This is a genomic window from Bacillus sp. V3B, from assembly GCF_024494465.1.
Taxonomy (GTDB): domain Bacteria; phylum Bacillota; class Bacilli; order Bacillales; family Cytobacillaceae; genus Bacillus_BD.
On sequence record NZ_JAETXM010000001.1, the window covers coordinates 785,133 to 799,220 of the forward strand.

Genomic DNA, 14,088 nt, shown 5'->3' on the forward strand with positions numbered 1-14,088 from the left:
AGTAACAGGGGATATGAAATTTAGGAGGTGAAGCAGGATGGCAATCACTCAAGAGCGTAAAAATGAATTAATTAATGAGTACAAAGTACACGAAACTGACACTGGTTCTCCAGAAGTTCAAATCGCTGTCCTTACAGAATCAATTAATACTTTGAATGAACATTTACGTACACACAAGAAAGATCATCACTCACGTCGTGGTCTTTTAAAGATGGTTGGTAAGCGTCGTAACCTTTTGACTTACTTACGTAATAAAGACGTTCAACGTTACCGTGTATTAATTAATAAACTTGGTTTACGTAGATAGTCGATGAAAAGCGGGAATTTTCCCGCTTTTTTATTAGCAAAAAATTTTTTTGCCATATAATGGGTAGAAATAACAACTAGGATTTAGAAAAGATTCAAGTTAAAATACATACGTTATTACATTTAATGAATGCAATTCGTGTTTCTATTGAAACAAATAGTGAGTACGCTTCATAAAAATAGCTTAAGTTTAAGAAAAATGGTACATAATATAAGTAACTATATTCTTATCATAAGCAAAAATGTTTGCTTTTATATATAGAATTAATATAAGCGGATCAATAAAAGGATTTCGCTATATCTTTAAAGAAAAATAGGTAGAGAGGAGTAAGAAATGAATGGGACAAGATAAGCATGTTTATTCAATAGATTGGGCTGGGCGTAAACTAACGGTGGAAATTGGGCAATTAGCCAAACAGGCCAATGGAGCTGTATTAGTTCGTTATGGCGATTCAGCTGTGTTAAGTACAGCAACAGCATCAAAGGAGCCAAAGAATCTCGATTTCTTTCCCTTAACAGTTAATTACGAAGAAAAATTATATGCGGTTGGTAAAATTCCAGGTGGCTTTATTAAAAGGGAGGGACGTCCAAGCGAAAGAGCGATTCTGGCTAGTCGCTTAATCGATAGACCTATTCGTCCTTTATTTGCTAATGGATTCCGTAATGAGGTTCAAGTTGTAAGTATGGTCATGAGCGTGGATCAAGATTGTTCCACTGAAATGGCTGCAATGTTTGGTTCTTCACTTGCACTAAGTGTTTCTGATATACCATTTGGAGGTCCTATTGCAGGTGTAACAGTAGGTCGTATTGACGGTCAGTTTATCATCAATCCAACAGTTGCACAAACAGAAAAAAGTGATATTCATTTAACTGTTGCTGGAACAAAGGATGCTATTAACATGGTTGAAGCGGGAGCGGAGGAAGTGCCCGAAGAAGTTATGCTTGAAGCGATTATGTTTGGTCATGAAGAAATTAAGCAATTAATTGCATTCCAAGAAAGTATTGTCGCTGAAGTAGGAAAAGAAAAAACAGAAATCGTTCTCTTTGAAATAGATCAAGAGTTAGAAACAGAAATACGTGCACTTTGTGAAACAGATATGATAAAAGCTATTCAAGTTCAAGAAAAACATGCTCGCGAAGAAGCAATTAAAGCAGTGAAAGACGGAGTACTGGGTAGATATGTAGAAGAAGAAGCGGAAGCAGACACTTTAAAACAAGTGAAACAAATATTAGACAAGCTTGTAAAAGGTGAAGTTCGTCGTCTTATTACAGAAGAAAAAGTTCGTCCTGATGGTCGAGGTGTTGATGAAATTCGTCCGTTATCTTCTGAAGTTAATCTATTACCTCGTACGCATGGTTCTGGTCTATTTACACGTGGACAAACTCAAGCCCTTAGTATTTGTACCTTAGGTGCTTTAGGGGATGTGCAAATTTTAGATGGCTTAGGACTTGAAGAGGAAAAACGTTTTATGCACCATTATAACTTCCCAAACTTTAGTGTCGGAGAAACAGGTCCAATGAGAGGTCCTGGTCGACGTGAAATAGGACATGGTGCTTTAGGTGAAAGAGCGTTAGAGCCAGTTATACCGAATGATAAGGATTTTCCATATACCATTCGTCTTGTCTCTGAAGTGTTAGAATCAAATGGATCTACTTCACAAGCGAGTATTTGTGCTAGCACATTAGCGATGATGGATGCAGGTGTTCCAATAAAAGCACCGGTTGCTGGTATTGCAATGGGACTTGTTAAATCAGGTGAGCATTATTCTATTTTAACTGATATCCAAGGGATGGAAGATCATCTTGGTGATATGGACTTTAAAGTGGCTGGAACAGCAAAGGGTGTTACAGCATTACAAATGGATATTAAAATTGAAGGATTATCACGTGAGATATTAGAAGAAGCTCTACAGCAAGCAAAAAAAGGACGGATGCAAATTCTGGATTCCATGTTAGCTACTATTGGAAATCCACGTGAACGTTTGTCTAAATTCGCTCCGAAAATATTAACGATGGCAATTAAACCAGATAAAATTCGTGATGTTATTGGACCGAGTGGAAAACATATTAACAAAATTATTGAGGAAACGGGCGTTAAAATCGATATAGAGCAAGATGGAACAGTCTTTATTTCCTCTATTAATGAAGAAATGAATCAGAAAGCCAAGCAAATTATTGAAGATATTGTTCGTGAAGTAGTAGTTGGACAGCTATATCTTGGAAAAGTGAAGCGAATTGAAAAATTCGGTGCATTTCTTGAAATTTTTAATGGGAAAGATGGACTTGTTCACATCTCGGAGCTAGCTGAAGAACGTGTTGGAAAAGTAGAAGATGTTGTTAAAATGGGCGATGAAATGCTCGTAAAGGTAATGGAAGTGGATAAGCAGGGACGAGTTAATTTATCTCGTAAAGCAGTTTTAAAAGAGCAACGTGAAAAGGAACAGAGTGCTCAGCAATAAAACCAGTTTTTAAAAGGATAAACATCGATCTCACTAGAGAAAACAGTTAGGGGTCTCCCTGGCTGTTTTTTAGCATAGAAGAAAACAATTCCAAAAACGGATTCTTGTTCGTTCTACCTTGTCCTTCTTTTTCATAATTTATATGGAGAGGGAGGCAGATTAATGAAAAAAATGCTGATTTTTGGATGTATTTTCTTGATCTCTTTTATAATGGTGAGTAATCCGTACAGTAATGAATTTATTAGTAGCATAAAAGGAGATACCATTGCAGTAGTAAAACAGCAGGATTCTCTTTATAATGAAATTGTTTTGAAAGCTGATGATTATAGTATTCCTGCTATCGATGCCAAAATTGATCCAATTTGGAAGGCTATTCCTGGTTATAATGGTTTGGAAGTCGATGTCGATTCATCTTATAAAAAAATGCAAGAAAGTGGAAAATTCAATATTGAAAAGCTTGTATACAAACAAATCAAACCAAAGATTCATTTAGATGATCTTCCGCCAGCAGCGATTTACAGGGGGCACCCGGATAAACCAATGGTAAGTTTTATCATAAATGTCGCTTGGGGAAATGAATATTTATCAGATATGTTAGCAACGTTAAAAAAACATCATGTATCTGCTACTTTTTTTCTTGAAGGAAGATGGGTGCAAAAGAATCCTGAATTGGCAGTCATGATAACCGATGCAGGTCATGAAGTTGGAAATCACTCTTTTACGCATCCTGATATGAAAAAAATTGGGGCGGCGAAAATACGGCAAGAGATTATGAAAACGAATGAAGTAATTAAAGCGACAACAGGTTCAAGTCCTAAGTGGTTTGCACCTCCAAGTGGAAGCTATCGAGATGAAGTCGTTAAAATAGCTACTGAAGAAAAAATGGGTACGATTATGTGGAGCGTTGATACGATCGATTGGCAAAAACCTTCCCCAGATGTGTTAATTAATCGGGTGATGAGTAAGATTCATAATGGTGCCATTATTCTTATGCATCCGACTGCTTCAACGGCCAATTCAATGGATCGATTAATTACCATGGTAAAGGGAAAAAACTTACAGATTGATACCGTTTCTGAGTTATTAAAAGAGGAAAGGTTGCTTGACTCATTACCAAATAATCAAACAAAAGTTAAAAATAGTTATTAAATAAATTTGCCTAAAAGTCAAGTTTTTGGAAAAAATATAAGTAATAGTATATACTTACTTCCCATAGAGATGAAAAGTTTTGAAAAAGCAACTTGGTTTAAGAACAGGAGGAGTTTATTTGATAAAGAAATATACATGCCAAAATGGTGTAAGAGTTGTACTTGAAAATATTCCAACCGTTCGTTCTGTAGCAATCGGTGTTTGGATCGATACCGGATCCCGTGATGAAACGCCTGTTAATAATGGGATTTCACATTTCTTAGAGCATATGTTTTTTAAAGGAACAAAAACAAGAAATGCAAGAGAGATTGCTGAATCATTTGATAGTATTGGTGGACAGGTAAACGCTTTTACATCAAAGGAATATACATGTTATTATGCGAAGGTACTTGATAATCATGCTCAGTTTGCATTAGAAGTTTTAGCTGATATGTTTTTTCATTCAACCTTTGTGGAAGAAGAATTGGTAAAAGAAAAAAATGTTGTGTATGAAGAAATTAAAATGTATGAAGATACGCCTGATGATATTGTTCATGACCTATTAAGTAAAGCAATATATGAAAATCATTCATTAGGATATCCTATTCTAGGGACAGAAGAAGTACTCTCTACGTTTACAGGTAATACGTTAAAAGAATACATGTATAATATGTATACACCTGAGAACGTAGTTATTTCAATTGCTGGAAATATTTCTGAATCATTTATTAAAGAAGTGGAAGCATTATTCGGGTCGTATGAGGGTGGAAAAAGAGAAGAGACTGAAGAAACACCTGTTTTTCATATGAATCAAGTTTCTCGTAAAAAAGAAACAGAGCAAGCACATTTGTGTCTTGGTTTTGAAGGCCTTCAAGTTGGACATGACGACATTTACAGTCTAATTTCTTTAAATAACATTTTAGGCGGCAGTATGAGCAGTCGCTTGTTTCAGGATGTAAGAGAACAAAAGGGTCTTGCTTATTCTGTTTTCTCCTATCATTCTGCGTTTGAAGACAGTGGTATTGTTACCATTTATGGTGGAACAGGAGCAAAGCAACTTAATTTGTTATTTGAAACCATTCAGGAAACACTTTCGATCTTAAAGAAAGATGGGATTACAGATAAAGAATTATCAAATAGCAAAGAACAACTAAAAGGAAGTTTAATGCTAAGCCTGGAGAGTACAAACAGCCGAATGAGTCGAAACGGAAAAAATGAATTATTGCTTGGACATCACCGTTCACTTGATGAAATTGTTGAGAAAATTGATTCTGTCTCGAAAGAAAATGTTAATCTTATGGCTAATAAGATTTTCACGGAAGAATATTCGATGTCATTAATCAGTCCTGAAGGTGAACTTCCGCGTAATAGCTAATATGAATATGAACAGTCTGTGTTTCACAGGCTGTTTTTTGTGTTTAATAAAGGGACCTCACTTCCAGTTTGAATTAGAAATCAACCTGTTTGATTTAGTGGAAATCAAACAGGTTGAGTATTCTAAATTAGCATAACATCTAGTATGAATAGAAGGAGGCTAACTGAGTAAGGGGGGGATAAAAATAGTGAGATTAAGTGAGTTAAGTGGGAAAGAGATCGTTGATATAAATCGAGCTGAACGTCTAGGTGTTTTAGGTCAAACTGATCTCGAAATTAATGAAAAGAACGGTCAAATTGAATCGCTGCTTATCCCTACTTTAAAGTGGTTTGGAATGAAAAGGCATGGTGGAGAGATCCGAGTTCAATGGAATCAAATAAAAAAGATTGGCAATGATATGATGATTATTGATATGGAGCAACAGGAAAATGAATAGACAAAAAAGAGTGGCTTTTGTCACTCTTTTTTTTATACAGCATAATACATAATAGATTCAACAAACCGTGTAATAAATAGTTAAGGGTATTTTTCGTTAGAATAGAGGAGTTATTTTTTAAAAATAAGGCAAGACGATACGATAAGACTTTAAGGTTTATTTAGGAAAGGAGAGCAGATGGAATGCGTCACCGATTAGCTCAATATGACATATGATGTTGAAGTAGTTCTTCACATACTTCTTGGAGAATGATGCAAAAGGTTATGTTAATGGATTAGGTTGATTAATCAATTTTGGGCTTTATATTGAGAAATAAGGCTCCCAAATACATGAGAATCATCAATAGACTTATTAACTCTAAGCCCTAATAAAAGAAGGTGAATCTTTCATGCTGACAGATATGCAAATTGCAATTATTGGCGGTGATGCAAGACAACTCGAAATCATTCGAAAATTAACAGAGCTGGATGCAAAGCTTTCTTTAATTGGCTTTGAACAGCTGGATCACGCCTTTACAGGTGCAACAAAGGAAAAAATAGAAGAGATTAATTTTTCACAGATAGATGCTATTATTTTGCCAGTCGCTGGCACAAGTCTTGATGGTCATGTTGATACCATTTTTTCAAACGAAAAAGTCGTTTTATTAGAAGAAATGTTACAGAAAACACCATCACATTGTATCGTTTTTTCTGGTATTGCTAATTCTTATTTAACAGGCATTACGGAAAGGGCCAATAGAGGACTTGTAAAATTGTTTAATAGGGATGACGTTGCTATCTATAATTCGATTCCTACAGTAGAAGGGACTATTATGATGGCGATTCAACATACGGATTTTACGATACACGGTTCGACTGTCACTGTTCTTGGATTAGGAAGGGTAGGGATGAGCGTAGCCAGAACGTTTCACTTACTTGGAGCGAAAGTGAAAGTAGGCGCACGAAAAACAGAGCATATCGCTCGAATTACTGAAATGGGTTTAACCCCGTTTCATTTAGATGAGATATCACATTGGGTGAAGGATACCGATATTTGCATAAACACAATCCCGCATCAAATTGTAACGGCAAGCGTGATTTCAAAGATGCCTGTTCATACGTTAATCATTGATCTTGCATCCAAGCCAGGTGGAACTGATTTTCGTTATGCAGAAAAAAGAGGTGTTAAAGCTCTTTTAGCTCCAAGTCTTCCAGGGATTGTAGCTCCAAAAACAGCAGGTAATATACTAGCAAACGTTCTGATCCAGCTATTGCAAGATGTATATGAGAATCGAAAGGAGATATAATTATGAGTTTAAATGGAAAACGTATTGGCTTTGGTTTAACTGGTTCCCATTGCACATATGATGCTGTTTTTCCAGAAATTGAAAAATTAGTCAATGCAGGTGCTGAAGTATTGCCTATCGTCACGTTTACGGTAAAAAATACTGAGACCCGTTTTGGTAAAGGTGAGGACTGGGTTAAAAGAATCGAGGACTTGACAGGACATAAAGTAATTGATTCTATTGTAAAGGCTGAACCATTAGGTCCCAAAATCCCTCTTGATTGTATGGTTATAGCTCCAATGACTGGAAACTCCATGAGTAAGTTTGCCAATGCATTAACGGATTCACCGGTATTGATGGCTGCAAAAGCAACTTTAAGAAATCTAAAACCAGTAGTTTTAGGGATCTCAACAAATGATGCCTTAGGATTAAATGGTATAAATTTAATGAGATTAATGGCAACAAAAAATATATATTTTATCCCGTATGGTCAAGACGATCCAATTAAGAAACCGAATTCAATGGTTGCCCGTATGACCATGCTATCTGAAACGATTGAAGAGGCCATAACGGGGAGACAGTTACAACCCATCATTGTCGAACGTTATAAAGATGAAAATTAGTTTTTCCTAGAAAAGTATATTTGTTTAATGATGGATTATGTTAAAATAAATGTTAATATAATAGAAAGATGGCGAAAGGTTTATTACCTCGCCTTCTTTTGTATGAAGAAAAGGGACTTAGGGAACTAAAACTTAGATTCCCACCCAATTTGCATAAATAAAGTAGAGTGTAGACAAATTGCGCTATATAATAAAGTATAGCTAGTTAGTCATATTTTTACCGTATTGGAAGGGGAGCAAAGAATGGAACAGAGAAAAGGATTCCACGTAGCAGTAGTCGGAGCAACAGGAGCAGTCGGGCAACAAATGATTAAAACATTGGAAAATAGACAATTTCCAATCTCACAATTAACCTTGTTATCTTCCGCTCGTTCAGCGGGTAAAAAAGTGCAAGTGAATGGAGCTGAATATACAGTTCAAGAAGCAAAACCGGAAAGTTTTAAAGGTGTGGATATTGCTTTATTTAGCGCTGGTGGAAGTATATCAAAAGAGTTAGCTCCACACGCGGTACAACACGGAGCTATCGTTGTAGATAATACGAGTGCTTACCGTATGGATGAAAATGTACCTCTCGTTGTACCTGAAGTGAACGAAAATGACCTTTTGAATCATAATGGAATTATTGCAAATCCAAACTGTTCAACCATTCAAATGGTTGTTGCCTTGGAGCCAATTCGTGAAAAATTCGGCCTTAATAAAGTAGTTGTTTCTACTTATCAGGCTGTCTCTGGTTCTGGAGCAGTAGCGGTTGAGGAATTGACAGAGCAATCAAAAGCAATCTTAAATAATGAAGCATTTGAGCCAACCATTCTACCGGTCAAAGGGGATAAAAAGCACTATCAAATTGCGTTTAATGCGATCCCACAAATCGATGTATTTCAAGATAATGGCTTTACCTATGAAGAAATGAAAATGATTAATGAAACGAAAAAAATTATGCATGATCCGGAATTAAGTGTAGCAGCTACTTGTGTTCGTATCCCAGTAGCAGTAGGTCATTCTGAATCAGTTTATATCGAAATCGGAAGTGAAAGTGTGACGGCACAGGATTTGAAAGATCTTTTAGTGAATGCTCAAGGTGTTGTTCTTCAAGACGATCCTGAAAACCAACTATACCCAATGCCAGCTGATTCTGTTGGTAAAAATGATGTGTTTGTTGGTCGTATTCGAAAAGATTTAGACGAAGAAAAGGGCTTCCATCTATGGGTTGTTTCTGACAACTTATTAAAAGGTGCGGCTTGGAATTCGGTTCAAATTGCAGAAAGTTTAATTAAACTTGGCTTAGTAAAATAAAATATTTTTATCTAGTCTACAATGAAAGGCTTTGCTTCATCACGAATAGATACAGATAGATACTTCTTTCGGACGAACTAGAACGAATCGTAATAATAGATATTGCTAACTATGGATCAAAATCATGATGAACAAAGGCAATATATTAAGAGTCCGTTCTATAATGGATTTTAGAGGTGTTACGATGAAAATAATCGTCCAAAAGTTCGGCGGAACATCGGTTCGTGATGAGAAAGGCCGCCAATATGCAAAAAAACATATTCGATCTGTGTTAGATGAAGGATTTAAAGTAGTTGTGGTTGTATCAGCTATGGGAAGAAAAGGTGATCCCTATGCAACAGATACACTACTCTCATTAGTAAAGGATTCAGCTAGCTTAATTAGTAATCGTGAGATGGACTTATTACTGTCATGTGGAGAAGTCATTTCGAGCATTGTTTTTACAAATCTGCTATTGCAAGAAGGTGTAAAGGCAACAGCAATGACAGGGGCACAAGCAGGCTTTCGTACAAATTATGATCATACGAATGCAAAAATTGTTGAGATGAAGTGTGAACGACTGATAAAAGCATTGGATGATTACGATGTAGTGGTTGTCGCCGGATTTCAGGGGATGGCAAGTAATGGAGATGTGACAACGATTGGTAGAGGGGGAAGCGATACATCAGCCGCAGCACTGGGTTCAGCTCTTCAGGCGGAGCGAATTGATATTTTTACTGATGTAGACGGTATTATGACAGCCGATCCACGTATCGCAGAAAATGCACGGTCTCTACCAGTTGTCACATATACTGAAGTTTGTAATATGGCTTATCAAGGGGCTAAAGTTATTCATCCACGTGCCGTTGAAATTGCTATGCAAGCCAAAGTGCCGATTCGAATTCGTTCAACGTATTCTGAGAATCCAGGTACGTTGGTCACATCGGTATCACGTCTTAGTCGTGGTAATGTGTTAAAAGAACGTGTAGTGACAGGAATCGCCCATTTGTCAAATATTACCCAAATTAAGGTGTTTGCTAAAAAAGATCAGTATGATTTACAGGCAGAAGTATTTAAAGCGATGGCTAATGAAAAAATTAGTGTCGATTTTATCAATATTTCTCCTAACCAGGTTGTCTATACGGTTATAGAAGGAATGGCCGATAGAGCAATTTCCATTCTTCGTAGTCTCGGACATGAGCCAGCGAGTGAACGTGATTGTGCAAAAGTATCTGTGGTTGGAGCAGGTATGGCGGGTGTTCCTGGAGTAACGTCTAAAATTGTTAGTGCATTGTCTGAAGAGGGGATAAGAATTCTTCAATCGGCTGATAGTCATACAACGATTTGGGTGCTTGTTAAGCAAGAAGACTTGTCTAATGCCATCAATTCTTTGCATAGTGCGTTTGAATTAGAAAAAGAACCATTTGAATTATGAAAGATCGGATTATTAAGTGATTAGAAGGAGTGGTCGTATGGTACGGTTTGGTCGAGTTTCTACGGCAATGGTAACCCCATTTGATAGTAAAGGCCATATCGATTTTCCAAAAACTGAGCAACTCATTAATTATTTAATAGACAATGGAACGGAATCCCTTGTTGTATCAGGAACAACTGGAGAATCACCTACATTGTCTAAAGAAGAAAAAATCGCTCTTTTTGAGCATGTTGTAAAAGTAGTAGATAAACGTATTCCAGTCATCGCAGGGACTGGAAGTTACAACACTTATGAATCAATTGAACTGACAAAGAAAGCTGAACAAATTGGTGTCGATGGAATCATGCTTGTTGCACCATACTATAATAAACCGAATCAAGAGGGACTTTACCAACATTTTAAAGCGGTTGCTGAATGCACTTCTTTACCGATTTTATTATATAATATTCCTGGTAGGTCGGTCGTGAATATTGAACCAGAAACGATTATTCGTCTCTCGGAAATCAGCAACATTGTTGCTGTAAAGGAAGCAAGCGGCAATTTAAATAATATGACCAAAATGATTGCCAACACTTCAGAGGAATTTGAGCTTTATACAGGGGATGATGGTCTAACACTTCCAGTGCTGGCGATTGGTGGAGCAGGTGTGATTTCTGTTGCATCACATGTGATTGGAAATGAAATGCAAGATTTGATTACTAAGTTTTTACAAGGTGATATAAATGGAGCATCTAAGCTTCATCAACAGCTTCTCCCAATTATGGAAGGTTTGTTTGCAGCACCTAATCCTGTGCCAGTTAAAACAGCTCTACAACTAAAAGGATTGGATGTTGGACCTGTCCGACTTCCGCTTGTCCCTTTAACAGAACGTGAACGAGCAGAGTTGATTCGTCTATTACAAGCAGAATAATAAAAAACCTCAGCGGTATCTTGAACTGCTGAGGTTTTTGTATTTGAAACTTCCCCGTCCAACTACCTCCACATTTAGTAGTTATCCAGCTACAGTTGCTTGGGACTCGAGAGCTTAAGCTTGTGGTCCCTAATCGAGCCACTTTCGCATTTTGGTATTGTCCAGCTAAAGTGGTTAGCTACTCGAGGTCATAAGCTGAGCAAGCCACTTTCGCATTTCATAGTTGTAAAGGTTTTCTGATTTCAAGTATAATGAGTATATCTGATCTCGGTCGGCGTATTACAACATAGGAGGAAGCTTGATTTGAAGAAAACAGAAAATAAGAGTATTAAGTTAGTAGCTGTTGGGGGAGTCGATGAAATCGGCAAAAATATGTACATTGTGGAAGTCGATGAAGACATATTTGTGATTGATGCCGGTTTAATGTTTCCGGAAAATGAAATGTTCGGAATTGATATGGTCATCCCTGATTTTAGCTATTTAATTCAAAATGAAAGTAGAGTAAAAGGGATCTTTTTAACACATGGTCATGAAGATCATATAGGGGCACTTTCTTATCTTCTTCGTGAGATAGATATTCCTATCTATGCTACAAAGTTAACAATTGCGTTTGCCCAAACAAAGATGAAAGAACAAGATTTTCAACAAAAAGCAAAATTTATTGAAGTTACATCGGATTCAGTGATTGAGTTTGACTCGGTTTCGGTTTCTTTTTTTAAAACCAATCACAGCATCCCTGGTTCGGTTGCCATTTGTATTCACACTTCAGACGGCGTAATTGTTCATACTGGTGATTTCAAGTTTGACCAATCTGCTAGCGACTTATACAAACCTGAAATAGGAAAGATGGCAAAAATTGGTGGAGAGGGTGTACTATGTTTATTGTCAGATAGTACAGATGCTGAAAAAACAGGTTATACCCCTTCAGAAGCTGTCGTTGCTCGGGAAATGAATGATGCATTTTATAATGCCAAGGGACGGATTATTGCTGCTTGTTTTGCATCTGATTTAAATCGTATTCAGCATATTTTTGATGCAGCCTATGAAAGTAGACGTAAGGTTGCGATTGTAGGGAAAAGTTTACAGCGTATTTTTGATATTGTGATTAAATTGGAATATTTGCATGTTCATGATGAAATTATTATTCCTGTTTCAGAAATTCAGAACCATCCCGATAATGAGATCGTTGTTTTAACAACAGGTCGCCAAGGTGAACCAATTGAAGCTTTACAAAAAATGGTGAAAAAAACGCATAAGTACGTAAATATTCAAAAAGGAGACACCGTTGTATTGGCTGTTTCTGTCATTCGAGGGAATGAGATTTTTATATCTAGAACAGTTGATATGTTATTCCGTGCCGGTGCTATTGTGTTAGGTGGAAAAAACGCTTACCATACATCCAGTCATGCAAGTCAAGAAGAATTAAAATTTATGATTAATATGATGACTCCAAAGTTCTTTATTCCGATTCATGGTGAATATAAAATGTTGAAAGCTCATGCAAAAGTTGCTAAGGATTGCGGCTTGACCGATGATCGTATATATATTCCTGAAAAAGGAGAAATAGTGGAGTTGAAAAATGACCGTATCCGTCCATCGGGGCGCATCTCTGCTGGAAATGTGCTGATTGATGGAAGTGGAATTGGTGATGTTGGAAATATTGTCTTAAGAGACCGTAAGCTATTATCACAGGATGGAATTCTTATTATTGTTGTCACATTAAATAAGAGAGAAAAGAAAATTTCTTCAGGTCCTGAGATTATTTCAAGAGGGTTCGTCTATGTTAGGGAATCAGAAAAGTTGCTTGAAGAGGCATCGAATCGAGTGCGTGATATTGTTGAGCAGAGTATTTCAAGAGACTCTTTTGATTGGTCAGTGATTAAACAGAACATGCGTGATTGTCTAAACCAATACCTATATGAGAAAACAAAACGGAGACCAATGATCCTACCAATCATTATGGAAGTGAGATAAAAGACAATTAGAAAAACCAATTGAATTTAAAACGGCCTATTCGTAAATACGAATAGGCCGTTTTAAATTTCATAGGAACTATATTTCTACAAAAGGTTCAATTATTTCATTTATAGTGTCAGAAATAGTTATAATAGAGAATATATAGTGACTATACTTTTGTTTTCCGGAGGTGAACAGGTGAATATATCGAAAGTAATCGAGAAATTGAATGGTAGGCAATCTTCTATTCTCGGATATGAAGAACTTCTTAAATATGCAGTACTTCTTCCTCTTATTGAAGTTGAAAATGAAACACATATTTTATTTGAAGTCAGGTCAATGAGTTTACGCAGGCAGCCTGGTGAAATATGTTTTCCAGGTGGTAAACTTGAACAAGCAGAAAGTCAAAAACAATGTGCCATACGTGAAACATCGGAAGAGCTAGGGATCGTTGAATCAGCTATAACAGATGTTATTCCACTAGATTTTATGTTAAATGCTTCTAGTAATATTATTTATCCCTTTGTTGGTAGGGTAATAAATCCTGAGAGGATAAATCCAAATAAGTCTGAAGTAGAGGAGATCTTTACGGTTCCTTTATCCTTTTTCCAAAGTACAAAGCCGAAGATCCATAAAATCTATTTTCAAATTGTGCCTGAAGAGGGATTTCCTTTTGAGTTGATTACTGGAGGGGAAAATTATAAATGGCAAACACGACATACGAATGAACATTTTTATCAGTATAACGGAAAGGTGATTTGGGGGTTAACAGCCAAAATATTGATCCACTTTTTATCTTTATTGGATAATGATTAATGCTAGAGCTCTCCATTTACACAACTTAAATAGCTAAAAAACCAAGTAAAGTTAAGTTTTCTATACTTAATTTCACTTGGTTTTTATGATGAAAATTACTTTTGTTCC

The 14,088-nt window shown here is 36.5% G+C and carries 12 protein-coding genes; all 12 read left to right on the forward strand.

What is annotated here, in order from left to right:
- Positions 1–37 precede the first annotated feature (37 nt).
- Positions 38–307 carry a 30S ribosomal protein S15 gene (rpsO, locus tag JMM81_RS03985; RefSeq protein ID WP_256240195.1) on the forward strand — a complete coding sequence of 90 codons (270 nt, stop codon included), beginning with the start codon at positions 38–40 and terminating at the stop codon, positions 305–307.
- Between the two features lie 337 nt (positions 308–644).
- Positions 645–2,765 (forward strand): polyribonucleotide nucleotidyltransferase, encoded by a 2,121-nt coding sequence (gene pnp / locus JMM81_RS03990; RefSeq protein WP_256240196.1) that lies wholly within the window; start codon positions 645–647, stop codon positions 2,763–2,765.
- A gap of 162 nt (positions 2,766–2,927) precedes the next feature.
- The gene (locus JMM81_RS03995) at positions 2,928–3,914 is read left to right on the forward strand and encodes a polysaccharide deacetylase family protein (protein WP_256240197.1); all 987 of its coding nucleotides are present in this window, start codon (positions 2,928–2,930) and stop codon (positions 3,912–3,914) included.
- Between the two features lie 118 nt (positions 3,915–4,032).
- Positions 4,033–5,268 (forward strand): M16 family metallopeptidase, encoded by a 1,236-nt coding sequence (locus JMM81_RS04000; RefSeq protein ID WP_256240198.1) that lies wholly within the window; start codon positions 4,033–4,035, stop codon positions 5,266–5,268.
- Positions 5,269–5,455: 187 nt separating this feature from the next.
- On the forward strand, positions 5,456–5,704 hold the full coding sequence (locus JMM81_RS04005) for a YlmC/YmxH family sporulation protein (protein ID WP_256240199.1): 249 nt from the start codon (positions 5,456–5,458) through the stop codon (positions 5,702–5,704).
- Positions 5,705–6,092: 388 nt separating this feature from the next.
- Positions 6,093–6,989 carry a dipicolinic acid synthetase subunit A gene (gene dpaA / locus JMM81_RS04010; protein ID WP_256240200.1) on the forward strand — a complete coding sequence of 299 codons (897 nt, stop codon included), beginning with the start codon at positions 6,093–6,095 and terminating at the stop codon, positions 6,987–6,989.
- The gene (gene dpaB, locus JMM81_RS04015; RefSeq protein ID WP_256240324.1) at positions 6,989–7,591 is read left to right on the forward strand and encodes a dipicolinate synthase subunit B; all 603 of its coding nucleotides are present in this window, start codon (positions 6,989–6,991) and stop codon (positions 7,589–7,591) included. Before dpaA ends, dpaB begins: the two co-directional genes overlap by 1 nt.
- 243 nt (positions 7,592–7,834) lie before the next feature.
- On the forward strand, positions 7,835–8,884 hold the full coding sequence (gene asd, locus JMM81_RS04020) for an aspartate-semialdehyde dehydrogenase (RefSeq protein ID WP_256240201.1): 1,050 nt from the start codon (positions 7,835–7,837) through the stop codon (positions 8,882–8,884).
- A 184-nt stretch (positions 8,885–9,068) separates the two neighbouring features.
- A complete protein-coding gene (gene dapG / locus JMM81_RS04025; protein WP_256240202.1) occupies positions 9,069–10,298 on the forward strand; it encodes an aspartate kinase in 1,230 nt (409 codons plus the stop codon).
- A 37-nt stretch (positions 10,299–10,335) separates the two neighbouring features.
- Entirely contained in the window at positions 10,336–11,208 is an 873-nt protein-coding gene (gene dapA / locus JMM81_RS04030) for a 4-hydroxy-tetrahydrodipicolinate synthase (RefSeq protein ID WP_256240203.1), read from the forward strand.
- A 303-nt stretch (positions 11,209–11,511) separates the two neighbouring features.
- Entirely contained in the window at positions 11,512–13,182 is a 1,671-nt protein-coding gene (locus JMM81_RS04035; protein WP_256240204.1) for a ribonuclease J, read from the forward strand.
- A 180-nt stretch (positions 13,183–13,362) separates the two neighbouring features.
- Positions 13,363–13,980, forward strand: coding sequence for an NUDIX hydrolase (locus JMM81_RS04040; RefSeq protein ID WP_256240205.1), 618 nt, complete (start codon positions 13,363–13,365; stop codon positions 13,978–13,980).
- Positions 13,981–14,088: the final 108 nt, after the last annotated feature.